The 25,671-nt window shown below is 45.1% G+C and carries 23 protein-coding genes; 15 read left to right on the forward strand and 8 right to left on the reverse strand.

Translation table 11 applies throughout. From position 1 onward, the window contains the following. The first annotated feature begins 52 nt into the window (after positions 1 to 52). The 7 genes from AC3ITG_RS04340 (at position 53) to AC3ITG_RS04370 (ending at position 5,663) form a co-directional block, all read left to right on the forward strand. Positions 53 to 625, forward strand: a complete 573-nt coding sequence (locus AC3ITG_RS04340; RefSeq protein WP_240343070.1) for an RNA polymerase sigma factor — start codon at positions 53 to 55, stop codon at positions 623 to 625. Beyond that, entirely contained in the window at positions 600 to 1,445 is an 846-nt protein-coding gene (locus AC3ITG_RS04345; protein WP_489252916.1) for a hypothetical protein, read from the forward strand. Before AC3ITG_RS04340 ends, AC3ITG_RS04345 begins: the two co-directional genes overlap by 26 nt. Then, positions 1,426 to 2,301 carry an ABC transporter ATP-binding protein gene (locus tag AC3ITG_RS04350; protein ID WP_489252917.1) on the forward strand — a complete coding sequence of 292 codons (876 nt, stop codon included), beginning with the start codon at positions 1,426 to 1,428 and terminating at the stop codon, positions 2,299 to 2,301. Before AC3ITG_RS04345 ends, AC3ITG_RS04350 begins: the two co-directional genes overlap by 20 nt. After that, a complete protein-coding gene (locus AC3ITG_RS04355) occupies positions 2,298 to 3,365 on the forward strand; it encodes a hypothetical protein (RefSeq protein ID WP_489252918.1) in 1,068 nt (355 codons plus the stop codon). The genes AC3ITG_RS04350 and AC3ITG_RS04355 overlap by 4 nt, the downstream gene beginning before the upstream one ends. Positions 3,366 to 3,512: 147 nt before the next feature. Then, positions 3,513 to 4,661, forward strand: a complete 1,149-nt coding sequence (locus AC3ITG_RS04360) for an effector binding domain-containing protein (RefSeq protein ID WP_489252919.1) — start codon at positions 3,513 to 3,515, stop codon at positions 4,659 to 4,661. A 109-nt stretch (positions 4,662 to 4,770) separates the two neighbouring features. Then, positions 4,771 to 5,220 (forward strand): hypothetical protein, encoded by a 450-nt coding sequence (locus AC3ITG_RS04365; protein WP_489252920.1) that lies wholly within the window; start codon positions 4,771 to 4,773, stop codon positions 5,218 to 5,220. Continuing rightward, positions 5,217 to 5,663 (forward strand): hypothetical protein, encoded by a 447-nt coding sequence (locus AC3ITG_RS04370; protein WP_489252921.1) that lies wholly within the window; start codon positions 5,217 to 5,219, stop codon positions 5,661 to 5,663. The genes AC3ITG_RS04365 and AC3ITG_RS04370 overlap by 4 nt, the downstream gene beginning before the upstream one ends. A 285-nt stretch (positions 5,664 to 5,948) precedes the next feature. On the opposite strand, the gene AC3ITG_RS04375 is transcribed toward AC3ITG_RS04370, so the two are convergent. The 5 genes from AC3ITG_RS04375 to AC3ITG_RS04395 all read right to left on the reverse strand — a co-directional run bounded on the left by AC3ITG_RS04375 (position 5,949) and on the right by AC3ITG_RS04395 (position 12,954). Continuing rightward, entirely contained in the window at positions 5,949 to 7,160 is a 1,212-nt protein-coding gene (locus AC3ITG_RS04375; protein WP_489252922.1) for an alginate O-acetyltransferase AlgX-related protein, read from the reverse strand. Between the two features lie 14 nt (positions 7,161 to 7,174). After that, positions 7,175 to 8,596: an MBOAT family O-acyltransferase gene (locus AC3ITG_RS04380; protein WP_489252923.1), complete on the reverse strand. Its 1,422-nt coding sequence runs from the start codon at positions 8,594 to 8,596 to the stop codon at positions 7,175 to 7,177. 117 nt (positions 8,597 to 8,713) lie between these two features. Beyond that, on the reverse strand, positions 8,714 to 9,865 hold the full coding sequence (locus AC3ITG_RS04385) for a CIA30 family protein (protein ID WP_489252924.1): 1,152 nt from the start codon (positions 9,863 to 9,865) through the stop codon (positions 8,714 to 8,716). A 17-nt stretch (positions 9,866 to 9,882) separates the two neighbouring features. Then, the gene (locus tag AC3ITG_RS04390; protein ID WP_489252925.1) at positions 9,883 to 12,162 is read right to left on the reverse strand and encodes a glycosyltransferase; all 2,280 of its coding nucleotides are present in this window, start codon (positions 12,160 to 12,162) and stop codon (positions 9,883 to 9,885) included. A 387-nt stretch (positions 12,163 to 12,549) separates the two neighbouring features. Further along, entirely contained in the window at positions 12,550 to 12,954 is a 405-nt protein-coding gene (locus tag AC3ITG_RS04395) for a CBS domain-containing protein (RefSeq protein WP_024631266.1), read from the reverse strand. A 147-nt stretch (positions 12,955 to 13,101) separates the two neighbouring features. Here AC3ITG_RS04395 and pbp4 point away from each other — a divergent pair, with 147 nt between their 5' ends. The 3 genes from pbp4 to AC3ITG_RS04410 are packed head-to-tail and all read left to right on the forward strand — an operon-like array spanning position 13,102 to position 16,032. Next, complete coding sequence (gene pbp4 / locus AC3ITG_RS04400; protein WP_489252926.1) at positions 13,102 to 15,192, forward strand: penicillin-binding protein PBP4(5); 2,091 nt, start codon at positions 13,102 to 13,104, stop codon at positions 15,190 to 15,192. A 60-nt stretch (positions 15,193 to 15,252) separates the two neighbouring features. Continuing rightward, on the forward strand, positions 15,253 to 15,432 hold the full coding sequence (locus AC3ITG_RS04405) for a hypothetical protein (protein ID WP_489252927.1): 180 nt from the start codon (positions 15,253 to 15,255) through the stop codon (positions 15,430 to 15,432). Continuing rightward, positions 15,433 to 16,032 carry an ATPase gene (locus tag AC3ITG_RS04410; RefSeq protein ID WP_489252928.1) on the forward strand — a complete coding sequence of 200 codons (600 nt, stop codon included), beginning with the start codon at positions 15,433 to 15,435 and terminating at the stop codon, positions 16,030 to 16,032. It begins immediately after the preceding gene. Positions 16,033 to 16,126: 94 nt separating this feature from the next. Here the strand turns inward: AC3ITG_RS04410 and AC3ITG_RS04415 are convergent, their stop codons facing one another. Further along, on the reverse strand, positions 16,127 to 16,882 hold the full coding sequence (locus tag AC3ITG_RS04415) for a class I SAM-dependent methyltransferase (RefSeq protein ID WP_489252929.1): 756 nt from the start codon (positions 16,880 to 16,882) through the stop codon (positions 16,127 to 16,129). Between the two features lie 273 nt (positions 16,883 to 17,155). Here AC3ITG_RS04415 and AC3ITG_RS04420 point away from each other — a divergent pair, with 273 nt between their 5' ends. The 5 genes from AC3ITG_RS04420 to AC3ITG_RS04440 all read left to right on the forward strand — a co-directional run bounded on the left by AC3ITG_RS04420 (position 17,156) and on the right by AC3ITG_RS04440 (position 22,119). Then, a complete protein-coding gene (locus AC3ITG_RS04420; protein WP_413379438.1) occupies positions 17,156 to 17,575 on the forward strand; it encodes a VOC family protein in 420 nt (139 codons plus the stop codon). A 159-nt stretch (positions 17,576 to 17,734) separates the two neighbouring features. Then, positions 17,735 to 18,979, forward strand: coding sequence for an FxLYD domain-containing protein (locus AC3ITG_RS04425; RefSeq protein WP_489252930.1), 1,245 nt, complete (start codon positions 17,735 to 17,737; stop codon positions 18,977 to 18,979). A gap of 14 nt (positions 18,980 to 18,993) precedes the next feature. Then, complete coding sequence (locus AC3ITG_RS04430) at positions 18,994 to 20,145, forward strand: S1C family serine protease (protein WP_489252931.1); 1,152 nt, start codon at positions 18,994 to 18,996, stop codon at positions 20,143 to 20,145. A gap of 120 nt (positions 20,146 to 20,265) precedes the next feature. After that, entirely contained in the window at positions 20,266 to 20,865 is a 600-nt protein-coding gene (locus tag AC3ITG_RS04435) for a TetR/AcrR family transcriptional regulator (protein WP_063567182.1), read from the forward strand. 33 nt (positions 20,866 to 20,898) lie between these two features. After that, positions 20,899 to 22,119: an MFS transporter gene (locus tag AC3ITG_RS04440; RefSeq protein ID WP_413375399.1), complete on the forward strand. Its 1,221-nt coding sequence runs from the start codon at positions 20,899 to 20,901 to the stop codon at positions 22,117 to 22,119. Positions 22,120 to 22,216: 97 nt separating this feature from the next. Here AC3ITG_RS04440 and AC3ITG_RS04445 read toward each other — a convergent pair whose 3' ends face one another. Then, on the reverse strand, positions 22,217 to 23,626 hold the full coding sequence (locus tag AC3ITG_RS04445) for a glycoside hydrolase family 1 protein (protein WP_489252932.1): 1,410 nt from the start codon (positions 23,624 to 23,626) through the stop codon (positions 22,217 to 22,219). A 53-nt stretch (positions 23,627 to 23,679) separates the two neighbouring features. After that, positions 23,680 to 25,581, reverse strand: coding sequence for a beta-glucoside-specific PTS transporter subunit IIABC (locus AC3ITG_RS04450; RefSeq protein ID WP_489252933.1), 1,902 nt, complete (start codon positions 25,579 to 25,581; stop codon positions 23,680 to 23,682). Between the last annotated feature and the right edge of the window lie 90 nt (positions 25,582 to 25,671).

Raw genomic sequence — 25,671 nt, forward strand, 5'->3', positions numbered from 1 at the left:
GATCTTTTATAGTCTAGGTTTCGTTAAATGTTTTAGAGGGGGTGAGGGAGCGTTGAATGATGAAGAGCTTATTCAGGAGATTCGTGAAGGTAGCCGTGCTGCCATGGAAGTGCTGGTAAAGCGGCATTATAAATCGATATTTGCTTACGTGTATCGAAAAACTGGAGAGTACCATACCGCTTATGATCTAACCCAAGAGGTATTTATAAAAATGATGAATTCTTTGGATCAGTATCGGGACACTGGGAAATTCAGTCACTGGCTGCTGAAAATTGCTGTTAATCACAGTACGGATTATTTTAGGGGACGCCGATTTAAACAACAACATAGAGAAAGTGAATTAACGGAAGAGGCGCTTCCTGCCAGTGACCAACACAATGTGTGGAACATCTTTCATAAACGGCTTCAGAATGAACAAGTTAGGCAGGCAGTTATAAGTTTGCCTGAGCACCAGCGAGATGCGGTTATCCTCAATTATTATAACGGACTTAAAATCAGAGAGGTAGCCGAGCTGACGGGGACAAATGAATCGACAGTGAAATCACGAATCCGCTTAGGCATATCGAAATTAAGGGAGATAATTGTAGGAGGTGAACGGGATGAAACGTACAGAAAACAGCGATAAAAGGAATTGGGTTTCTGAGCTTGAGATGGAGGAGTATAACGAGATTGTTTCTTATCTGGATGAATATACGGTTAACTTTCCATCAGAATTGGAGATCGAAAAGACGATCAAAGCTTTGAATGTCCATATGCCAGCTCAGAAGAGAACTCATTTGAAACATTTAAAGGCGAAATCAATAAGAGAATTGTTTCAACTGGTTTGGGGTGAAGTTGCCATTTTTCGCAAATCCTATTTTCTAATTTGTTTAATACTCCTGTTTGTTGGCTTCTGGCTAGGAACCCAGTCTAAGCTTAATCCTTACATGAATTCGTTTATTTTTGTACCTATCCCTTTTGTACTAGGATTACTGGAAGTATTCAAAGGTCGCGATCAGGGACTGATGGAAATAGAACTGACATGCAAAGTTACAGCCCAGCAGCTGATGCTTACACGCCTGATCATAGTATTGGTTGGGAACATGGTATTTATATTGCTACTTATGTTAGTTACATCCGGTGGAACAGGAAATTTAATTTCATGGAGTGCCCTCGGTCTGTGGTCTACCCAGCTTATGATTGCGGCAGGGACTAGTTTGTGGTTGGCTATGCGTGTTCGGGGTGGGGTTGCCGTCAGTATCTTTTTGATAGTGTGGTTTGGACTGGTGTGGCTTGCATTAAGTAATCCAAGATTAGTTTTTTTATTTCAACAGATCCGGCCTTCGTTTCTTATAATGATCGCATTATGTGGAGTGCTGTTACTGATCAGTCAGGTCTACCAGATGGCGCGAAAATATACATCACAAACGGAAAGAGGTTATTCCTTTGATATTGACCATGGATAACGTATCCAAGAAGTATAGAAAAAAGTTGGCCGTACAATCGCTCTCGCTGGAGCTGACTAGTGGTGGTGTATATGGTTTACTCGGGCCGAACGGAGCTGGAAAAACAACGTTACTTCGTATGTTGGTAGATATATCGAAGCCAACTTCTGGACAAATTTTGCTGGATGGGCAGTCTATCGAACAGATGGGAGACCGTTACCGCAGTATATTGGGCTACATGCCACAACGCTTTGGATTTTATAATCGATTTACCGCTTATAAATTTCTTATGTATATGTCCTCTTTGAAAGGACTGAATGTGAAGCAAGCTGCTGTCCGTGTAGAGGAGACATTACGTATGGTAGGCCTGGAGAAGCAAGCAGAACATAAAATCAGTACGTTTTCTGGAGGGATGAAACAGCGACTTGGGATTGCACAAGCATTGCTGAATGATCCACATATTCTGATTCTTGACGAACCCACAACTGGACTGGACCCTAAAGAGCGTATTCGATTCCGTAACATTATCGGTGAGTTGGGAAGAAATCGTATCGTATTGTTATCTACCCACATCATTTCTGATTTGGAGTTTTCGTGTAAGGAGATGATCCTCATGAACGAGGGCCAGGTGCTTGTCCGGAACACACCGACAGAGATTATAAAAAGTTTGGAGGGAAAGGTGTGGAAAGCGAACTTAACAGAGCAGCAGCTTGCCGAGCTTACATCTCATTTCAAAGTAAGTGGATTGTCCTATCAGTCTAATGGAATTGTAGCCAGAATTCTCTCCAAAGAACAACCTGTTCCACAAGCAGTGCCAGAGACACCTCGACTCGAAGACGTATATATGCACTATTTCGACGAGGAGGCGACAATGTGATTCGTTTAACCCAATTTGAATTTTACAAAATTATGATGCGTAAAAGTATTTTTATTGCAATCGCTGTACTACTTGTTTTTCTTATACTATACGCTTTTTTAAGACATCCTGGATTAATGGACGGTACTAACTATTACAAGCCTTATGAAGGCCCCATTACAACCGAGAAAGTGAAAATCGCACATGATCAATTGGATAACTTAAAGTACAGAGAGGAAAATGAGTATAAATATGGTGTCCTCTATGATATTGCTGTTTTTTCGCCAGAAGAGATCAAGAACACCACGAGTTATGACGATCGTGGTAACATCAAGGAGCGAACGGTAAATGTATTGGGAATTTACTACAATAAACCGTGGGGCTACCTGCTAGAATACATTGATCAATTTGGTGTAGTCTTTATGATCATTATGATATTGCTGGGATTGGCTCCGGTATTTGCAGAGGAATATGCATTGGGAACAGCGGTCTTACTGCGCAGCAGCAAACATGGTAAAGGCCAGCTCGTATCGGCAAAATTGATGGCTTCCATGTTATATATTGTGGTGTGTGTTGTATTGTTCACTGGTGTTAACTTGCTTGTTTATTGGCTTAGGTTTGGTAACTTGGCTGGGGCAGATACATCTATCCAGAGTGTAGGGATGTATTTTTATAGCTTTGACTATGAGTTTTCACCTTATAGATTCACTGCAATTCAATATTACATGGTTCAGTTAGTTACCCACTTAATAGGAGCCCTTATCTTTGGGTTTATTGTGTTGATGGTATCCGCTCTCAGTTCAACGTCGTTTGTTGCAATGATCGTAAATGTTGCGATTGTGGGTGTGCCTTACCTAGCATTTGATGTGTTGAATTTAAACCCAGGTTCAATGATGTGGATAAAGAAATTTTCATTCAGTACGGTGGTTCGGGTAACGAAACTTTTTCAAACTCCAACAACCTATTCCATATTCGGATTGGAGTTATCCTATTTAAGCTTATATACAATCGTAATGTTGCTCATTACTGTGGGGGCTGTATTTGCCACATACCGTATATTTCGTAGTCGTGAAGTGTTTGGTTGAGTGGGTATATAATTGATAAATTTTTTGAGAAATGGAGGTCCGCAGTTCCTGCGGGCTTTTTTAGATGGAGGAAATGAAGTGATATTTCCAATCGTCTTGCTCTTTTGATAAAGTATCTATAGCAAAACCCGGGAGGATATATTGTATATGGAACAATCGCTTCAGGAACTCCTGCGCAATGCGCGTGCGGAGGAGAATACCTTTTTGTACATGCTGCACGAAGAAGCGCGCGTCGACCAGTTGTTATTCTGGAAGTATGTGAACAGTATTGTGGAATTGACCCGTCTCACCGCGAACCAGCCGTTGGATCGGGAAATGGCGAGCGCCGTTAGCTTCACGTATTCCAAAATCATGGAGCATCTGCAATGGCATCATTCGGATCGGGACGTGTACGAGATCCAACAGTTTCCCTATGAACATGCGAATCTCATGGTGGATCGTCTGGGCAGAGTGGTTGATGGTTTCTTTAAGGGCATCGTGCTGGAAGAAGAGAGATTTGACGAGGAGTTTCCTAATCCGATCTCCACAGGGGAAATGGCAGAAGAACAACCAGCCATTCTGCAGCTGGGTTATTATAAACAAAATACGAATGTGCACGCGATCGGTTTCCGAGAGGAAGATGGGACGTACCGAATTGTTTTGAATGAAGAAGAGGATAGGGAGCTTTTTGATTCCAAGCTGAGCCGCCGAGAGGTGGAGGGAACGTATCTCTTCATGGCTCCGGATGCCAGCAGCGCCCACCAATTATTTCATGAATGGGTGATGGGCAACCACACTCCATATCGTTCTGCACTTGATCTGAAAGGAGCCCATTCCATGAATGTGAAAGATAACTTGATTGAACAGCAGTCCCTAACTTTCGTAGGCATCAAAAGAACGTTCTCTTGTGTGGATGGCGAGAATTTGAGAGAGATTCCAAAGATGTGGCAGGAAGCTTTGGCGGACGGAATAGAAGATCGTTTAAACGAGTTTAATAACGGGACCGTGTCCGGTTTGGTCGGCATTTGTATAGATCAGAGGGAATTACACAGCGGTCAAATGGAATACTGGATCGCAACTTCACACTCCGGGGAAGTGCCTGAGGGTTTGTTCTCAATAGAGATTCCCGCGTCCCACTGGATGGTGTTTGAAGCCGATGAATTGGCGCCAGAAGCAATACAGAGGTTGTGGAAGTATATTATGAGTGAATGGTTCGGAGCCACCCCTTACAAGCATGCGGGAATTCCGGAACTTGAGGTATACCCTGGTCAGGGTCTTCCTCCTCAAGTATGGATACCTGTTAAACCTTTGTCGTGATTTAACGCATAACGGGCTAGGTTATATCGTTATATAGGTACAGATAAACTAGTACCAGAGGCTTTACTCATCATGGCTGCATCATGTTCGATTCATTAGGAGGCTTAATATGTTATCCAATAAAGTGATTGATTATTGTCAAAATCAGGGCTGGTGGCATGAAGATGTGCCAGCAGAGTATGAAGAAGCTTTACGTAAACTGGGTATTGATCTTGCAACTGATTTTGCACATTTTTATTTGCATGCTGATGATGGTCCGACCTTTTACAGTAGACATCAGGAAATCTATCAGATCTGCTGGGTTATGGAAAACACCGTATATTTGGAGGACATGACGGTGGCTCAACTCACATTGGGATTGCCAGAAGCCTACATCCCGCTGGATAGCTTTGAGGGCGAGGGTGGATTCTTTTATAACCGCCAAACGGGAGATGTGGCTCTGGTGGAGCTTGGCGAATCGATCGAACGTTTCCTGAGCGGTGAAAGTACACCACAATGGGCGAACTTCAATAACTTTCTGGAATGGTATTTCGAACTGGAGGAGGAGGTTACGGAGTGAAAGATTTGACGCCGGAACATCCCGAACTGGAGAGACAAATTATCGAAACGGTAGAAGCAGGCAATGTTCTGGATGAAACGCAGCAGCATGAGCAAGCCCTGATCTATTATGATCAGGCTTGGGGGATGCTGCCCGAGCCGAAGACGGACTGGGAAATGGCAAGCTGGATCGCTTCCTGTCACGTGAATGCACATATGGACATGGGGCAGTACTCGCTGGCGAAGCCTTGGGCTGAAATAGCACTGCAAACGCGAGGTTCGGATATTAATACCGGCCCGTGGATTGAGCTGGGTATAGTCTGCATGAGGCTAGAGCAGCATGATGAAGCTTTTGCTAATTTGGACCTGGCGTATGCATATGGCAAGGAAAGAGCGTTTCAAGGCAGCCCGCGTGACGTTTTGCAATATTATAAGGAACAGAAGGCGAAGCGTGAACGAAACTGATTCTATTGGATTAAAAAAAGGTACCCGGTCTGCCAGATCATTGGCTGTGGAGTACCCTTTCTTTCGACTTTATATAGATGAATGGTCCATCCTCTATATAGGTTGAACTAAACATTTACACAGAAACGGAGAGGACAGAAAAAACCTGAAAAAGCGAAGCGTTCGCCTTTATCCCCGGATTTCCCCTTTGAGAAAAGGGATAAAAAAAATCTGGGGATAACAGCGATTGGAAGGTTATTCTGTCATCGGAGTGCTTGTGTAAATAATCTTTAGTTCCTTATATGGTTAATCTTTCGATCCGTAAGGGAAAAATTCATCTACGAGATCCTGCGGCGATATGGACACAAAGACGTGATCTAGGTCGGTTTTGCTGGCGAAATCCATGATGTCTCCCGTATAATACCGTGGATCAATCAGGTAAATCTCAGACACGACGGTCGACAAGAAGGAGATCATCGGCACTGCGAGAGAGTCCTTGATGAACAGTACTTTGAGTCCGTTCGGTTTGTCTTTATTCACCACATGAACGATTCCCTGATTTCCGTACAGGTACGTAAAGTACTTGTCAGCGGTCAGATCATAGGTAGCTCCTTGCACATTCAGCGGATAGGTCGTAAGCAGAGCATCCTCGAAACGGCCGTTCAAAGTGGCTTTCGTCTCGCCGGTCTTGAAATAGAAGGAATAGTCCGTTTTGAACTTCGGATAAATCAGGTCAAAGTCATCGTCACCAGCAAAGTATTTCCCGGCTTTTCGACCCTGTGATCCAATGAAAATATCCTGATACGGAACCACATTATAGTTATTTAAGTCCGTGAAATAATGTTCCGGGTCCAGCGACTTGTCGTACATGCCGTCCAGATGATTCACGAGTTGGCCAAAGGCCCAGAACGCGGTCTTGATTTTCCAGTGGTGATCTGTAGTGAAAAAGAGATCCTTTGCCGGAATGCCACTTTCCAACAGACCTTCACGCAGATCCACCGTATCGATGCCATCCTGCTGGAGATTGGCCAGAAAGCCATCGGCTGTTTCGTTGTTATAATTGTAAGGAATGCCTTCCGGGAACTGCGTATACCCACGTACGTATTTGTCTGGTGTCATCACATAGGTCAGCTTCGTTTTGGGGCCCAATTGTGCTCCCAGCGCAGCAACCCGATCCGACAGTTCTTTCGTATCCGTCGGCTCTGTAGCAAAGTAGGTATAGTGCAGCTTGCCCTCCATGTCTTTTACGACCTCGAAGTTGTTCTCCTCGTTCTTCCACATGAGTGACTGCATATATCCGTACGCTTCGACGAAGCCGAATTTCTCAAAAACATGTTCATTAATGTCGTCATCCAGTTCGTGAATCAGTTCTTTGGCTTCAGAATAATGATAGTCCGCTGAAGCCAGCGTCTTTTGGATCGGCCCGAAGGACTGGATAATATTCAGAACAGAGAATGTCACGAGCACGAGAATGAAGAGGAAAGCCGTGATTCTCTTTTTGGCAAAAAAGTTGTGCATGCTTGTGCCTTCTCTCAGAAATTGAAATATATAAACGGATTGTATGTACCTTTGACCAGATACGATACACAGACCAGAAATAAAACGATGATCGTGACCGGGTACACCAGTTCCAATGGTTTGCTGAAACGTGCGCCGTCGACCATCAGTTTGTTCATTCGCGTGGCAATCGGCATACAGAACAGAATGCCCAGAATGAAGAAGAGCGCGTATTCCTTCAGGAACATCCAAGTCGTTTCGCTCCAGAATCCATTACCGTACAGTCCAAACATGTTGCCCAGATAGTTGCCAGCTTGCAGCAAATCCGGTGAACGAAAGATCACCCACCCGATGACCACAATGAACATGGCATAGAGATGCCGCAGCGGGTTGAAGCGTGTACCTTTATCAAAGTTAGAGATTTTCTCCAGCGCAATGAATGCGAAGTTAATTAATCCCCAGACTACAAATGTCCACTCCGCACCATGCCACACGCCAGTCAATCCCCAGACGATGAGCAGATTGCGAATCATTTTATCCTTGTTAGTGACACGTGATCCCCCGAGCGGGAAATAGACATATTCCTTGAACCAGGTGCCCAGCGAGATATGCCAGCGGCGCCAAAATTCAGTGATGGACCGGGAGATGTACGGATATCTGAAGTTCTCTTCAAACTTGAACCCGAACATGAGGGCGAGACCAATCGCCATATCGGAGTATCCTGAGAAATCAAAATAAATCTGCAACGTATAGGCGATGGCTCCAAGCCATGCCAGACTTGCCGGAATATCCGAGGTGCCACCCATACTAAAGATGTGATCGGCGACAATCGCCATGCTGTTGGATAACAGCACCTTTTTCCCCAGACCGACAATGAAGCGGCAGCAGCCCAGTGCGAACTTGTCCCAACTCTCCTTACGGTTGACCATCTGATCCGCAATTGTGTTATAGCGCAGAATCGGTCCGGCAACGAGCTGAGGGAAGAAGGAAATATAAAGCGCCACATAAAAGAGGTTTTTCTGCACGGCACCATGTCCACGATACACATCGATGACGTAGGAAATTCCGTGGAAGGTGAAGAACGAGATTCCTAGCGGTAACGCAATATTCGGAATATTTAATCCAAAGCCGGTATTTTCATTCATAATACGCAGTGCAAAAGCCATGTATTTAAAGACGAACAACATACCTAGATTGACGATAAGCATCAATGTAATGATGGTGTAAGCGGCATTCCGTCGTTCTCTGAACTTGTCCACAAGCAGGGCGAAGATATAGTTGAAACAGATGGAGGCCAGCATGATGAGGACAAACCACGGTTCACCCCATGCATAGAAGAAGAGGCTGGCAACCAGCAGCAGCATGTTTTTGGCCGTAACCGAGAATCTCAGTATGTAATACAGCCCCAGCACAAGCGGCAGAAAATAAAATAGAAAGATTACACTGGAAAAGAGCACTGCCTTTCCTCCTTGAGGATCATATAAGGGAGCACGTTGTATCTATTGATGCAACATGCTCAAGTAAAACAGACAGACACCCGCATCTCAGGATGCGAGTTGGTCTGCAAGGGTCGTTTACATGCGAAAAGGTCGCCGTGCTTGTCGATCATCCCGGGAACGTCGCTTTCTGGCGCCATGGGTATTCCGTTGTCTTCTCCACATCCAGTAGAGGACGAGTCCATGGATTCCGGCAGCTGTTAACAAGAGTCGAATAAACCATCCCACCGATGTTTTCATCAGTGGGTCCGCAGGGCTGAGCACCTTGGTAACTTCAGATGGGTCAGGAATAGAACGTGGCGTCCCGTCTTTCTCCTGAACATTCATGGCCGAAGAGCGATCCAGCATCACGGTCGTTGTCAGATTCCATTTGTCATTCACAAGTGCACGTATGGTGGCCTGCTCAGCATCGACATCCGTATGAAGCGTCAGCAGTCCATCCGGTGTAATGGATACTCCCTGCACGGGGGTGTCGAGCTGGAATTTTACATTGGGCTTTTCTTCTGAGGAAGATTGAACACCGTATTGGACAATGGATTCCCCAGCTACAGGCTTCACCACACGTTCGTCACCAGTCATTTGCAAGGTGGTGAGCCCGTTCTCCACCACAGCTTGCTTCTTGGATAACGGCTTGATATTGCCGATGCGGAAGCTTAGCTTGGCGTTTTCGGGAGTTGTGGTTGTAATGCCCCAGCCAATGACTTTACCCAAATTCACCTGGCCTGCCGTGCTGGCCTTGTCCTGGACCATTAGGCTGGAAAAGGGGATGCGGATCTGTCCGACAAATCCCGGTTCCAACGCAATCAGGCCGGAGACCGGGCGAACCAGTTCAGCCTGTCCGGTTGATTTCTCGACTACGATGACGTTTCGATCATCAGACACAGTAAGGGAGATTTTATCCGCTCGGGTCAGTAAGATATTAAGAGGCAATTTTCGGTCCGATTCATTGCGGATGGAGAAGGTCAAAGCCCCATAGCCTGACCAGTCTCGATTCTGCAGCTCATAGACGTAGGCCGAATAGTATCCTTTTTTGAACCCCTGCGTGGAGGTCTTAATCTGAATACTGCCTTTGTTATCAACGCTGGCGTCTACCTTGGCTCCGTTGTTCCATTCATGGAGTGTATTCCCACTTACCTTGAGCTGCTCTGCCTGAACAGCCTGTATGGGATACATGTTCCATAACACAACAAGACTGGCGACAAGCGTCAGTTGTTTCCATTTCTTGATCATGCTTTCTTGCCTCCGCTCTATAGATAAGCCATCTCGTTCAGTTCGTCTGGAGAGATGTTGTTCTTGCCCTGGGATGCAGGGCCTGTTTTACCCAACTGGATAAGTTCCTTATTCCACTGTTTCAGCAGTGCTTCCAAGGTTGGCATCTGATGGTTGCGAGCAATATCTCGAATATTGGTCACACGGTACAGATCGCCTCGTTTGTCACGCAGGGACTGCACCCACACGCATTCCAGTGAGATGTCTTCGCTAAGCGGAAGTTGGATCTCATTGACCAAATCATGAGGCTCCATCTCCACCAAGACGAATTCATAGTTGAAATCCATCAATGTCACGGTTCCATGATCTGCCGTTGGCAATTCGCGATTTAGCGCAATTCGTGCCAGCTTCCGGTTGGACATGAACTCACTCTGACCCCGACGTACAAAATTCAGACGAATATCTTCAAATGTACTGATATCCTTGTCCAGCTTCTGAGGCAGCGTAGGTTCGCGATCATAGATGATGTGCAGCAGCTGGCGCTGCTCTTGTTCCGTGATATCCTTAACGGTAAAAGCATATTTCCAACGGTTTCCGATCGAAGCGACATGTGCCACCTTGCCTGTAAACTCGCTTGAATACCGGTCATTTACCAGTTTAATGCCAATCTCCATATCACTTGGAATGTACTTCGGTGTATCCAGCATGACGGAAATGCCGCCTTCCGAGAGATCGTGAGTGATGCAGGAGATGATCTCCCCTTCCGTTGTGAGCGCGCAATCCACAGCAGCCATTGAGCGCTCGTGATTGCGGAACACTTTGCGTCCAGCCAGAAAGAAGATCGACATCATGATGTTGTAGAAATTAATCAATAACCAATACAGTACAACGAGGAAACCAATTGTTCCCTGGCTAAATGTCCAGTGGATGCAATTCACGATTCCGATAATGGATAGTACCGCCAGAATCAGATGAGGAATCATCTGTTTAATCTGATAGTTCCGATCATCATTTTGCGCACCGTCTTTGCGGGTAACGATGAATTTGTTCATCGTGATGCCCAGAGTTTCCAGAATGACGGCGGGCAGAAGGGAAGGGAACAAAATGGTTTCATATACATTGGTCCATTTGGTGGTTCGAATATTGCCGGATAACATCCGCAGGCAGGTGTTGGTCAACAGATACATCGGCAACCAGAACAAGAGAATCTCCAGAATGGTACATTTCACAACCAGAACGCCGAACACGGCAAACAGTATGGGTGACATGATGTACAGCAGTCGTTTTAACCCGGAGTACCAGTAGGTAATGGAAGAAATGTAGTTCAGTTTTTGCGCAAAACTAAGTCCTTTTTTGAAGAGAAGGTTCATTTTTTTACCTGTCTGGATACAACCGCGCGCCCAGCGCTGACGCTGTTTGATCAGACTTTTCAGATCACCGGGAGCAAGTCCGGAGGCCAGTACTTTATTGGTAGCGAAGCAGCGATACCCTTTGCTCTGCATTTCAATACCAGTGGCAAAATCCTCTGTAATGGAACCGGTATAGAAACCGCCGACGTCTTCCAGTGCCTGTCTGGAGAGTACAGTATTTGTTCCGCCATAGATGACGGAGTTGGATTTGTTGCGACCCACTTGTACGTCTCGATAGAAATAATCCTGTTCATTCGGTATCCGGTTCTCGGAGTACAGATTGTACTGGAACTGATCGGGATTATAGAAACTCTGTGGTGTCTGCACAAAACCAATTTTTTCTCCGGTCAGAAAATAGGGAACGCACGACGTCAGAAAATCATGTTTCGGAATCATGTCTGCATCAAAGGTGACGATTAGCGGGGAAGACGTATGCTTCATGGCATTGTTTAGGTTACCCGCCTTGGCATGTACATGCTCTGTTCGCGTAAGGTAGTTGATGCCCAGATGAGCAGCCAGTTCCCGCATCTCGGGACGATTGGAGTCATCACACAGATGGATATGTACTTTGGAGCGATCAGGATAATCCATATTCAGGCAGCCATTAATCGTTTTGAACAGAAGCGAAGTGGGTTCATTATAAGTTGCGATAAATACATCCACATCCGGATATAAGGCTTCGTCAACAACGGGAAGTTCGGGATATTCGAGCCGGGTCATATTGTAAAAATGGACGGCCAGTTCGAACATACCTATAAGTTCGACAATTAGGAGGGCAAGACCTGCGGTTACGGCGAGAGGGCCATGTCCGAAAGGAATGGTGAAAAATGTACGCCAAATGACGTAAATACAAGACATAATCACAGTAGCTGTGACAAGTATCTTGTTGCGTGTACTTAAGTAGTTCAAGTGAATACCTCTTCCTGATTTTTCTGAGTAGTGCCGCCTATCGGAATAAAAAGAATGTGATCATTGTACTAAACGATTCTGAACAAATTCTGAAAAAAGAGATAGGACCTCGAAAAATATAGAGCCATTGGTTCAATTTTTGATGGTTAATTTTGTCGTATCACAATAATTATTGTAGTTATTTGTCGAAATTTGCGCAATATGTTTATTTATTTTTTTCGCAAAGATGAAAGTGGGGCCAGATGTTATCTGAAAACACAAAAATGACGAGCCCAATGTGCAATGTCATTAAGTTAAGTAACTTAGTGATATTGCCCCAAGGACTCGTCATTTCTGTTTCAGTCTTCTGCCATTGTGATCAGCAAAAGGCATATATTCATTTCAAATTTAGTCGGAGATGTTGCGCGTATAATACTCAATAATATCCTTGCGACGGATAATACCTAGGAAGACACGGTCCACATCCACCACAGGCACAAAGTTTTGATCTGCTGCCAACGTCAGCATATCCTCCATTTCGGCCTTAATAAAGACACATTCATTATATACACGGTTGTCGATCTCGTGCACCTGGACCTGATCCATCGTCTCAAATGTCAGTCCGGGGGTGCTCCGCATTTTCCATAACAAATCGCCTTCGGACAGGGTGGCAACATATTTTCCATCCTGGTCAATCACGGGAATGGCGGTATAATGCTGCAATTCAAGCTGCTCGATCGCATCTTTCATGGAAGCGGAAGACTTGATATAGGCCACTTCGGCTTTGGGGAGTAAAAAATAGCTGATTTCCATCATCGGGCTCCTTTACTGTAATCTCACTCTCCTTATTTAAACATATTATGTGAGCTTTCGGCTATTTTTAATGATAAATTCGTCAGATTTGTTCCATTGTTTAATTGAGGCTGGAAATCTATAGTGTATATTAGAGGTGATATGATCATGAAATCGAAACGTAAAATTATTTATGGACTGCTTCCCATCTTATTTGCCGGTGGAATCGGAATGTACTTATACATGCAGAATAGCAAAACAGAGGAAGTAAAGCCCGAGGTAACCGCTAATCAGTACATAGAGCATTTGCAAAAGAAAGAATTCGATCAACTGTATACCTTGATGACGCCTGCTTCATTGAAAGAGTCCGGCATGAACCGTGAGCAATTTGTGGAAAAATACAACGCAATCTATTCGGGTATGGAGGTTTCTGCGATTAAGGCAGAATTGGAACCGAAAGTAAACGAAGAGACCACGGACGGCACTGGTAATGAAAATAAAAACCAAAACCAAAACCCGGATGCCTATGAAGTGGACTACAGTCTGCAGTTAACGACCTTCCTGGGGGAAGTGGACGAGACACATACACTGAAACTGGTGCGTGAAGAGCTTGAGGAGGGTGGCAAAGTCTGGCGGATCAACTGGAAGCCATCCATGATTCTGACTGACATGGTCAAGGGAAGCAAAGTTCGGGTGAGAACCCTTTTCCCGGAACGTGGAGACATTGTTGATCGTGAAGGGATGCCCCTCGCAACAAAGGGAAATATATATGAATGGGGCATCATACCTGAGAAGCTGGGAGAAAATCCGGAGGCGATGATCGCCCGGATCGCGGAGCATTACAAAGTAACAGAAGCTATGATCAACACCGCGCTTGCACAGAAATGGGTGAAGCCAGAATATTTTGTTCCGATTGCTTCGACAGAGGACTCCCGGGTGCCTACAGCATTGGCTGGTGTGCAAGTTCAATCCAAGGAAATACGATATTATCCTCTTGGTGAGGCTGCTGCTCATTTAATCGGTTATGTGCGCAAGGCCACCAAGGAAGATTTGGAGAAAGATACGGAAGGCTATTATCGTGCGGAAGATTGGATTGGCAAAGCCGGACTGGAGCAATCACTGGAGAAACAGCTTCGCGGCGAACGAGGTGGCCTGATCGAGATCACCGATGAATCTGGAAACACGCGCTCTGAGCTTATTCGCAAGGATGCAGTGGATGGACAGAATATTCAACTGACGATCAGCTCCGAGCAACAGCGCAAGTTGTATAAGACACTATCCAGTGGTGGTGACGCTGGTGCGATGGTGCTGATGAACCCAACAGATGGTAACCTGCTGGCACTGGTTAGTGCGCCTGCCTATAATCCGAACAAGATGGTTACGGGACTGACACAGGCAGAGTGGGATGCCTATTCAGCAGATGAGAAGCTTCCTTTTATCAATAGGTTTACGAATCGCTATGCACCGGGTTCAACCTTCAAAGCCATTACGGCAGCGGCAGGTCTGATGGAGAAGGTTACCACAGCTGATAAATCGCATGATATCTCTGGTCTGCAATGGCGTAAGGATGAGAGCTGGGGCGGTTACTATGTGAAGCGTGTGAAAAGTGTATCCCCGGTGAACATGGTAGATGCGCTGGTCTACTCGGACAATATTTATTTTGCGAAGGAAGCTGTTGAGATGGGCAGCGCCAAGTTCATAGATGGCATCCAGAAGTTCGGTTTTGGAGACAACTTTGGACTAGACGAACTATATTTGAAACCAAGTCAGTATGCAAACGAGGCTCATCTTGATCTGTCATCCGAGGTGCTGCTCGCTGACACATCCTATGGACAGGGAGAAATGTTGATGTCGCCAATCCATCTGGCGTCGTCCTTCACCCCTTTTATTAATGAAGGAAAAATGGTGAAGCCTGTACTGATAGAGGAAAAGGAAACCGCCGAACCGGAAGTTGTGATTACGCCTGAAGTCGCAAATACGGTGAAGGATGCCTTGGGCGAGGTCGTGACCCGATCGGGAGGAACGGCCCATTCCTTGAACTCACTTCCTGAAGGACTGGCGGCTAAGACAGGGACTGCGGAGCTGAAGGCCAAGAAGGGGGAGAAAGGACAGGAGAACGGTTTTGTCGTGGTGTTTGATACTGAATCACCATCCTTCCTTATAGCCGCGGTCATTGAACAAGTGAACGGAAGAGGCGGCAGTCATTATGTTTTGGATAAATTAAAGCCTTTCCTGGAGAAAAAGGGAGCAATTCAGTAATTATTCAAGATGCAAATATGCATTAATCGTGATATGTTAAATGTTGTGGAGGTGTTGTTAATGTCATCAAATGAGGATATAAAAAAAATCATTAAATTAACAGGTGAAAGAGCACGGCTCGACGCTAAAATACATGGAACATATGTTGTCTACAGCACTCCGGATGGAGAGATTATAAAAGAATATGCTGATGGAGTAAAAGAAACTATATCTCATGGACCAAGTTTGGATGATGCATAGATGGGATCTACAATGTTTGTTTTTGCAGGTAATAACGGCAGTGGTAAAAGTACGATTAGGAACTTAATCATTGATCGTATTGGTACAAACGTTAATATTGATCCTGACGCTCTAGCTAGAAGAATTAATTCTCAATTTCCTGAAACGGTTAGAGTATCTGCTGGTAAACAGGCAATTCTTCTTGCCCGAGAATGTATAGAAAACAAATGGGATTTTTCTATGGAAACTACTTTATCCGGAGGGTATGCAATACGTTTAATGCGAGAAGCCCGAGAAAGAGGCTTCCAAATCGTTATGTATTATGTTGGCCTAGGGAATCCAGAGTTGAATATGGAGCGGGTTGCAATCAGAGTCCGAAATGGAGGTCATCACATTTCGGACAAAGATATTCTTATTCGTCATGAAACTTCAATTCGGAATTTACTTGAGAACTTGGATCTTATAGATACTTTAACAGTTATTGATAACAGTAAACTTACGGGAGAAATTATATTGGAGGCTAATCAAGATGGCCTGCAAGAATATGTGTCAGATTTTCCTGAATGGGCTGTACAAATAAAAGAACAAATTCATAATAGAAGCAATAATCAAAACAGATAGTAATTTTTAAAAGGCCCAGCCTCCATTCAAATGATTTGTGAATGGGGCTGGGCTTTTTCTTTCGTAGCTTATTGTTGGATAATATAAATTCAGTTTATTTCCGAGCAGTCAGCATAAAACGTGCCGAGTTCGTTCGAATCCCTTTATCGCAGAGATTTTGCTCAACAAACTGTTGGAAACACTCTAAGTCAGATTCCTTCTCTCCAAAACCGGGAATGATCGGTGCATGGGTCAGCAGGAAAAGCAGATCATCAGGCGTGGCGTAATATTCTGTTGCATTATATTCGTGTGCCTCAATGTCTCGAAAACCCACTTCGCGAAGTTCACGTTTGTATCGTTCCATTAATGTGCCAGGTTGAACGCCCAGCGATTGTCCACGGTCAAAAGCCTTAGAAAGATTATATTTATCATGTTCACTGACTTGTTGGGTAAGGAATACACCGCCATCGGCCAATACCCTGAATACTTCTGTAGCGCAGAAGTCGCAGTGTCTGGAGGATACCACATTAAAGAATTGATCTGGAAATGTCAGTTGATCTGCATTCATATGCACAAAACGGACATTCGACATGGAACCAGATGCCTTAAGATTACGTTGGGCAGTTTCAACCATTCCCCGGGAAAGGTCGATTCCAACCAATAATAGTGCGGCATCCGCGATGGAAAGAACAGCTTCTCCCCCACCTGTGCCAATATCAAGCAATAAATCAGACGGTTCGGTGCAGCGTGTAACTTCCTCGTAGAAGTTCCATCCAATGCCCTCTGAAGTCACTTTCAGGGAGCTGAAGTCCCAGCCATTTAATTGCCCAATACGTTCGTAAAAAGTAATATAGTCCATCTTTTTCTTCATTATATGGTTCCTCCAATGTGAGTTCTTGATTCTAGACAGATGTTGTGCCAAATCGTTACGATTAAATACCGAACAGGCTCAAAAGGGCAGACGTATCCCATGTTAGCTGGTACGCGTTTTGACCCAGCCCGACGACTAATTACTTCGAACGATTCGGAATAACATCCGTTTCACCTCACAGTTTGGAGTATCGTTATTATAATGAATTGACAGAGTATACGCGAGATGTTATTTTGAGGTGAAATCCATTCTATTAGATTGAGGTGATCGATGGTGGCTGTTCGCGCTAAGCAGATTTTTGTTAATTTGCCCGTTAAGGATTTAAAGAGGTCCGTTGATTTTTTTACCAAAGTAGGTTTTGAGTTCAATGTGAATTTTACAGACGAGTCTACGACTTGCATGATCATTGGAGACAACATCTATGCGATGCTGCTGGTGGAGGATCGTTTTCAATCTTTTATTTCGAAAAAAATATCCAATGCAGCGGACACGGCGGAAGTCATCGTAGCCTTGTCGGTGGATAGTCGTGAACAGGTCGATCTGATTGTACAAGCTGCCCTGGATGCTGGCGCCAAGCCTTATAACGATCCTCAAGATCATGGGTTTATGTATGGGTGGAGTTTTCAGGACCCGGATGATCATCTATGGGAAGTTTCCTATATGGATCTAAGTAGCTTTCCTACGCAAGAATAGAATACATTTGTCAGTGCCTTCCTATTAACAGGGAGGCACTTTTTGCGTTCATTTATCCCAGTAACATATGGTGTAATTTACCTTTTTACTATATGATAAGTGTCGATTCATGTAAAAATAGCATAGTATACATACGTTCTTTTTGATGGAGGGATCAGGGTGTATTGTCACGTATGTGGGACCAAAAGCAATCCAGGGGACAGCACATGTAGAAAGTGTAGAACGAAATTAAAAGATTCAAGCTCTACAGATGAACAGATTTGGGCAGAAACAGCAGTTGGTCTGGAAAGTGGAACGGGCAAAGCATTAGATCAGTTATCCAGACAGCATCAGTCTGCACCGAAGCAGAGCAACGTAGTACAAGGCCGAGCATTTAGCTGGATTATTCCACTGCTTCTAGCAGCGGTGATGGGGGCCTTGTTGACTTATTATTACAAGCAGGAGATGGGTATCAATGCGGAAGTAAAATCACTGCATCAACAGGCGGAGCAGGCGGCCTTGGACGGAAAATATCAAGAGGCGCTTCAACTTCTGGATTCGGCTCTTACGAAACGGCCAAACGTTGATGGACTTGTGCAGGATCGCCAAATTACAGCCAAAGCCTTCAATCTGATGAATCAGCTGAACGAAGCTGCGACGAGTTTGAAAACTGGAAAACTTGCTGCAGGTGACAAGACACTCCAGGCTGTAGCGAAAGTGTTGAAAGAGCGAGAAGAACCGGTATTTGCCAAGGTGCGTACGACTCTAAACAACAACAAGGTGACACTGGCTGTCCTGAAGGTGAAGAAAGAAATCGATAGTTTGACAACCGTACAGGCACTTGCCGAGAAATTGGACACTGTATCGAAATTGAAAGGCAAGGAAGCAGAGGCGGTTCAGAAACAAATTATCGACAAGCTGGCTGGACTTAGCTATAAGCAAGCTGAACAGCAAGTGAAGACAAAGGATTTTACGGCTGCATTGCAAACCGTTGATCAGGGACTGTCCTACGCGCCCGAGGATGACAAACTGACAGCATATCGCGAACGGGTGCTGAGTGAGAAGAAGGCTTTTGAAAAAGCAGAAGCCGAACGAATTCAACTTGCTGAGCAACAAGCAGCAGAAGAAGACCTGAAAAACCGCACAGCAGCGGTGAGCATTGTAGGAGTAGAAGCGACGCTTGATATGTATGGCGACCTGTATATAAGTGGCTCAATCGTGAATAATGCCACTCGTCCTATCTCTTCCGTAACGGTTATGTTGGACATCTACAGCTCAGACGGGGCATATCTCGGTCAAACTTATGCGGATGTGTATCCAAGCTGGCTTGATGTAGGGGATCAAGGATTTTTTGAAACATATTATTACGGTGTGTACGAGGAAGCTGAAGTTTCTGTAGTGAACGCAACGTGGTATCTGGAATAGGAGGACAGGTTGGAATGGCCAAACGAACATGGAGTACGATTATCTCCAGTGCAATCATTATTGGAGCGGGAGCAGGAGGGGTATTCTGGATTCATCAGTATTCAGCAGATCAACTGCAGGATGGACCAAGACTGGCTGTTGTCACTACAAAGGAAACGGCAACCACAGCGTCTAAACCGTCCTCCCAGACAGCCGTGAAGAAAACACGTAAACAGATTATTGAAGAGAGTCAGAAGAAAGTAGTTACGATTGAGAGCAGCAGCGGACTGGGTTCCGGTTTTCTCTACAATGATCAGGGGGATGTGGTAACCAATGCCCACGTGGTGGAGGGCTCGAAAGAAGTAACGATTCGAACCCTGAATCATGAGGAGTATAAGGGAACCGTTATCGGGATTGGAGAAGAGACGGATGTCGCTGTCGTCAGGGTGCCTGATCTGAAAAAAGTTAAACCGTTGCCTATCGCCAAATCCAAAGCGGAGACGGGAGATGAAATTCTCGCTTTGGGCAGTCCGCTAGGTCTGGAGAACACCGTAACTACAGGCATTATCAGCGGTGTTGGCCGCAGCTTCGAAATTGCCCCGTATATCTATAGTAATCTGTATCAAATCTCGGCGCCAATTACACACGGCAACAGTGGTGGCCCACTGATCAGTGCGGACACCGGTGAAGTATTGGGCATTAATTCAGCCGTTGTCGAGCAGGAAGGCGGAATCGGGTTCAGCATTCCTATCACCAGCGTATTGAAGCAGGTCCAGGCCTGGTCTGAGAAACCATCATCGTCTAAAACGGTGGTTCAGACGAGTGGTAGTCAGGGAGCGGGAGCAAACTCAGCTTCTTTGGAAGCAGAGGGACTGGTGACCGAATTTTATATGAACCTGAATCTGAATGACTATGTTACCGCCTATGCCTTGCTTGGCAGTGAGTGGCAGAGCGGTATAAGTTATGCCAAGTTCCGTGAAGGTTACATCAACACCAGTTATGTTACCATTGCCGAAGTTTCGTCCTCAGATAAGTCAAATGATGAAATAGAGGTCGCTGCGGTTATTACAGCGGATGAACGAAAAGACGGTGAATTGGTCACCACGAAATATAAAGTTACGTATCAAGTCGGTTATGAAAATGGACAACTGAAAATACTTCATGGCCAAGGGAAAAAAGTGAAATAAAGTTGTGGAGGGAGAATGGGCGCCAAGCCGATTCTCCTTTTTGATTGCTTAAGTTTGATGGTTCTGTTAAAATACAGAACGAACGTTCAGTATGCAAGAGGTGGAGTGAAATGTATGAGTATGAATAAAAAGCAAATTCAAACCGAGCAGACCAAGAAGAAACTTGCGGATGCCTCAAGAGCTCTTTTTGTGCAAAAAGGGTATAAAGCAACTTCTATTGAAGATATTGTGGCTGCGACAGGCAGCAGCAAGGGAAATATCTATTACCATTTTAAAAGTAAGGAAGGCCTCTTTCTGTATCTGATTGATGAGTGGGATCGGGAATGGGAAGAGAATTGGGCGGCCAAGGAACATCTGTATCATACTTCTACGGAGAAGATATACGGCTTGGCAGAACAATTAATCCTCGACGATATGAATCACCCGCTGACAAAGGCGGCAGATGAGTTCTTTACGGGGGAAAAGAAAGAAAATGATATTGAAGAACGAATATCTTTGATGTTTGAGCGCCATATTCAATTTAACAAACAATTGGTGGAACAGGGGATTGAGAGCGGAGAGTTCAAGGCGGACAACGCAGACAATCTTGCGCTCATTCTGGAAAGTACCATTATTGGACTTAGTCAGCTGTCGCGCGGAATGGAGCCAGAACAGGCTCTTGCCTTATACCGCCAAGCGGCTAGCGTATTCTTGTATGGAATAGCAAAAGATAAAGCTTAAGGCAACATTTTGACAACTACGGAGGATGGAATCATGGCATTACTTACACGGAACAGGGGCGCATTGCTGCTGTTAATGTTTAATATTTTTCTCGTTTTTACAGGTATAGGTCTTGTGGTACCTATTATGCCTGCGTACATGGATCTACTGCATATCACCGGGTTCACGGTTGGTTTGCTGGTAGCAGCATTCTCCTTCACACAGTTTCTGTTTTCTCCAGTTGCGGGCCGTTGGTCTGACATCTTGGGACGTAAAAAAATTATTGTTGGCGGCATGTTAATCTTTGCTGTATCGGAGTTTATGTTTGGTGCTGTGAATGCACCATCGCTGCTCTTCGCGGCCCGGATGCTTGGCGGAATCGGTGCAGCGATGATCTTCCCGGCAGTTATGGCGTATACCGCAGATATTACGACAGATGAAGAACGCGGTAGAGGCATGGGATTAATCAATGCGGCAATTACTACAGGATTTATCATTGGACCGGGGATCGGCGGATATATCGCTGACTTTGGTATTCGGATTCCTTTCTATGCCGCAGGTATTGCAGGTTTGCTGGCATCCATCATTACGTTAATTATTTTGCCGGAATCGACCAGAATTACCGGAGAGCAAACCAAACCTGTTGCGGGTGCACCGAAGGTCAAAAGCCCGGGCATGGTATCCCAGTTGCTGCATTCGTACCGGGAGCCTTACTTTTTCAGTTTAATTATTGTATTTGTCATGGCGTTTGGTCTGGCTAACTATGAGACAGTCTTTTCTTTGTTTGTGGATCACAAATTTGGCTTCACCACCAAGGATATTGCATTCATTATTACGTTTGGTTCCATTGCGGGAGCCGTGGTGCAGGTCTCAATGATTGGCTGGCTGTTAAACCGGTTTGGTGAGAAAAAAGTCATTTCGGTCTGCTTGCTTTTTGTAGCCGTATTTGTACTGTTAACCTTGTTTGTAAACACCTACTGGATGATTCTTGTCGTAACGTTTATCGTCTTCCTTGGTATGGATATATTGCGTCCGGCTATCAGTACGCAGATGTCCAAACTGGCGGAAGAACAGCAAGGCTTTGTGGCCGGATTGAACTCAGCCTATACAAGTTTGGGGAATATCGCAGGTCCAATTGTAGCGGGAGCACTGTTTGATGTGAATATCAACTATCCTTACGTTTCAGCAGCTGTTGTTCTGGCAATCTGTTTCCTGTTATCTCTGCGGGTGTTAAGAGGAGTTAACTCCACAGGTAACGCCAAAGCAGAAATGTAATCCTGATTTGAATAATAATGCGTGAGTGAACCTACACAAAAAGCCAGTCGGCTACACATGAACCATGTGTAAACGACTGGCTTTTTATTTTACAATATTAACGGAGTTTTCCATTGGTTTCAATCAGTTTTTGATACCAGTGGAAGCTCTGTTTGCGGATACGTCTTAATTCCTTGATATCGAATTCTTCCCGATCCACGTAGATGAATCCATAACGTTTGCTTGATCCTTGATGTGTACTAACCAGATCAATCGCAGACCAAGGGCAGAAGCCGAATACATCTACACCGTCTGTAATAGCCAGTTGAATCTGCTCGATATGTTTATTGAAAAAATCGATGCGGTAAGGGTCGTTGACCACGTCGCCTTTCTCCAGTTTATCAAATGCACCCAGACCATTCTCGGTAACGATCAATGGCAGATGGTAACGGGAATAGATCTGGCGCAGCGTTGAACGGAAGCCAACGGGATCAATTTCCCAACCAAATTCAGTCTTTTGCAGATTTGGATTTACAGATCCTCTGTAAGCTCCTGGCTCCCCGACGATTTCATGCTGGTCTCCTGTATGGGAGAAGTCATTGCCATCATTCAGGCTTTCACCAACGGTCTGTGATGTATAGTAGTTAAAAGCAATAAAATCAGGGTTTCCTTGAGCCAGGATGTCCATGTCTCCGTCTTCAATGACGGGAGTATATCCTTTTTCTTCGAGATAACTCCAGGCAATATGATTGTAGCGTCCGTATACTGCCATATCGAGATAGAGCCAGTTGCGAATGGCGGCATAGTTATCAGCAGCGAGCGTATCTTCCGGTTTGGAGCTCGCGGGATAGATTACACCGATATTGGGAGCTGGGCCTATTTTGGCTTCAGGCAGCATCTCGTGACACAGAACCATGGCTTTGGCTTGAGCGACCAGCATGTGGTGATTTTGTTGATACAGTGTTTTTTGCGGATCAACAAGCGTTGTATCCAGTGTACCCAGAGAGCCGGGATGCAGGATCAGCATATTTTGTTCGTTGATGGTCAGCCAATATTTAACCCGGTCACCGTAGTTCTCATAAAGTGTTTTGGCATATTGTTCAAAGGCATCAATCGTTGCACGGTTGGACCAGCCCCCGTTTTCTTCGAGCGCATAAGGAAGATCAAAGTGATACATGGTCACGATGGGCTCAATACCGTATTTAATCAACTCATCAATCAAGGAATCATAAAATGCCAGTCCCTTTGGATTTACTTCCCCTGCGCCTTGCGGATAGATGCGAGTCCAGGCGATGGAGAAACGGTAGGCTTTGAAGCCCATTTCGGCCATCAGGGCCACATCTTCTTTGTACATATGATAGTGATCACTTGTTACCTTGAAGTCGGTTACGCCTTCCACATGATTGCCCATGTCGATGACAGAAGGGCCTTTGCCATCTTCATCCCAGGCTCCCTCAATTTGATAGGCGGAGGTTGATCCTCCCCAGAAGAAATCTTTAGGAAATGGTTTAAGTTGAGTATGCTTCATTGTTAGTTCCTCCTAAATTGAATACATATGATATAAGTTGAGTTAGACAAGAGTTAGACAACCAAAGTCAGCAGGACATCGTTTTTCTGTACATGCTCTTGAGTCGTTTCGAATACATCCACTTCCTGCTGCGTGAGAGTAACAATGACAGGAGTCACGGTTTCGTATCCAGCCTCTTTAATTTTATCGATTTCAAATTGGATCAACAGATCGCCTTGTCTTACGATATCGCCTTCCTGAACGACAGGATTAAAATGTTTCCCCTTCAGCGCCACCGTGTTAATACCAATATGAATCAAAATCTCGGTACCTACGTTGGTCGTTAATCCAATGGCATGTCCAGTTGGGAAGAGGGAAGTTACAACGCCATCCACGGGAGCGACGACTTCACCAATCTCAGGAACAATTGCCAATCCTTTGCCCATGGCACCTGTTGAGAAAGCAGGATCGTTAATGGTGCTTAAGGCTACAGCTTTACCTGTAAGAGGACTATAAATTTGTTCTTTTTTGATTTCAGTTGTTTTTGCCTCAGGTACGACAGGAAGTTCTTCCGGTGTACTTTCAGTCAATGTATTGGAAACAGATTCATTTTTTTCGGAAGAAGCTGTGTCTTTGGTTTTGCTTTCATATCCGAACATCACGGTCAATATCGCTGCTACAGCAAAGGAGCAGGCAATCGCAATCACGTAGACAACCGTTGGTGTATAGACAGGAATGGCAAATATATTGTGGAACACATAAGCAGTCATTTTAACGCCAAAGTGACCATTAATGGCACCGCCGATCGCACCTGCAATGACAACGATAGGAATAACTCGTTTATAACGCAAGATCAGACCGTATACGATCGGTTCAGTGACACCTGCAAGTAAACCGGTAAGGCTGGTGGAGCCTGCAAGGGTTCTCAGAGTTTTGTTCTTTTTGGCTTTCAGGAAAATACCAAATGCTACACCGATTTGTGCAAACACAGCTGCAGCTGCCATGGCTTCAATCGGATCGCCGCCAACCCCGATATTCTGAATCGTGATTGGTGTGAAACCCCAGTGGAGTCCGAAGACAACCATGAAGGTCATGAATCCACCCAGTACAATTCCTGACAAAATGCCGCTGACGCCAATAAGCCAAGTTACCCCGGAGGAGATCCAGTCACCTACCGTGGTGCCGAAAGGGCCGAAGGCCATTGCGGACAAAGGAACCATAATCATCAGAGCAATCATCGGTACCAGGAACAATTGCAGATCTTTCAAAATGATTTTCTTCAGTAGTTTGTCGAGTACAGCGTAGATGCTGATCGATATGAAAATCGGGAACACGCTGGCTGAATAATTCATCATGACAACGGGTATGCCCAGGAACGATACATCCGAGCCTTTATCCATCAGTCCAGTGAAATTCGGCTCCATCAGAGCGGCACCAATCACACCGGCTACATAAGGATTGGCTTTCAGTTTCATACCGAGTGTGATACCGAGGAAGATAGGCAAGAAATAAAAGACGGCGTTGCCGGCAGCGGATAGAATCAGGTACGTGTCACTTGTATCAGACATCCATCCAAACATGGTCAGGACAGTCAGCAAAGCTTTTAACATACCTGATCCTGCCATGGCCGGGATTAACGGTGAGAAACTTCCGGAAATAATCTCAAAAACTTTGGATAATACCGAGGTTTTTTCTCCCGTGGACTCAGCGGATGAGGAAGAATCCCCTCCAAAATCTCTGTTCTTCACGATCTCTGCATATACATGAGCCACATTGCTGCCAATAACGACCTGGAATTGGCCGCCGCTTTCGACAACGGTAATGATACCTTCGTGTTTCTCCAGCGTTTCGCGTTCTGCCTTTTTCGAATCCTTCAGATCGAATCTCAGCCGGGTTGCACAGTGGACAAGCCCGTTGATATTGGCTTCTCCGCCGACGAGGCGAACGATGTCATCCCCCATTTTTTTATGATCCATGTTCATTCTCCTTTGTTGTTAAGATTGCCTGAAAACAAAAAAATACCTAAACGAATGGCTATGATCATCGGAAAGATGACCTGTTGCCAA

The organism is Paenibacillus sp. GL_099_B (genome assembly GCF_057835695.1).

Coding starts and splice junctions, on each gene's coding strand:
- AC3ITG_RS04450 (WP_489252933.1), bottom strand. CDS start 25,581: ATGGATCATAAAAAAATGGGGGATGACATCGTTCGCCTCGTCGGCGGA.
- AC3ITG_RS04430 (WP_489252931.1), top strand. CDS start 18,994: ATGGCCAAACGAACATGGAGTACGATTATCTCCAGTGCAATCATTATT.
- AC3ITG_RS04360 (WP_489252919.1), top strand. CDS start 3,513: ATGGAACAATCGCTTCAGGAACTCCTGCGCAATGCGCGTGCGGAGGAG.
- pbp4 (WP_489252926.1), top strand. CDS start 13,102: ATGAAATCGAAACGTAAAATTATTTATGGACTGCTTCCCATCTTATTT.
- AC3ITG_RS04395 (WP_024631266.1), bottom strand. CDS start 12,954: ATGGAAATCAGCTATTTTTTACTCCCCAAAGCCGAAGTGGCCTATATC.
- AC3ITG_RS04345 (WP_489252916.1), top strand. CDS start 600: ATGAAACGTACAGAAAACAGCGATAAAAGGAATTGGGTTTCTGAGCTT.
- AC3ITG_RS04435 (WP_063567182.1), top strand. CDS start 20,266: ATGAATAAAAAGCAAATTCAAACCGAGCAGACCAAGAAGAAACTTGCG.
- AC3ITG_RS04375 (WP_489252922.1), bottom strand. CDS start 7,160: ATGCACAACTTTTTTGCCAAAAAGAGAATCACGGCTTTCCTCTTCATT.
- AC3ITG_RS04385 (WP_489252924.1), bottom strand. CDS start 9,865: ATGATCAAGAAATGGAAACAACTGACGCTTGTCGCCAGTCTTGTTGTG.
- AC3ITG_RS04410 (WP_489252928.1), top strand. CDS start 15,433: ATGGGATCTACAATGTTTGTTTTTGCAGGTAATAACGGCAGTGGTAAA.
- AC3ITG_RS04405 (WP_489252927.1), top strand. CDS start 15,253: ATGTCATCAAATGAGGATATAAAAAAAATCATTAAATTAACAGGTGAA.
- AC3ITG_RS04445 (WP_489252932.1), bottom strand. CDS start 23,626: ATGAAGCATACTCAACTTAAACCATTTCCTAAAGATTTCTTCTGGGGA.
- AC3ITG_RS04365 (WP_489252920.1), top strand. CDS start 4,771: ATGTTATCCAATAAAGTGATTGATTATTGTCAAAATCAGGGCTGGTGG.
- AC3ITG_RS04415 (WP_489252929.1), bottom strand. CDS start 16,882: ATGAAGAAAAAGATGGACTATATTACTTTTTACGAACGTATTGGGCAA.
- AC3ITG_RS04440 (WP_413375399.1), top strand. CDS start 20,899: ATGGCATTACTTACACGGAACAGGGGCGCATTGCTGCTGTTAATGTTT.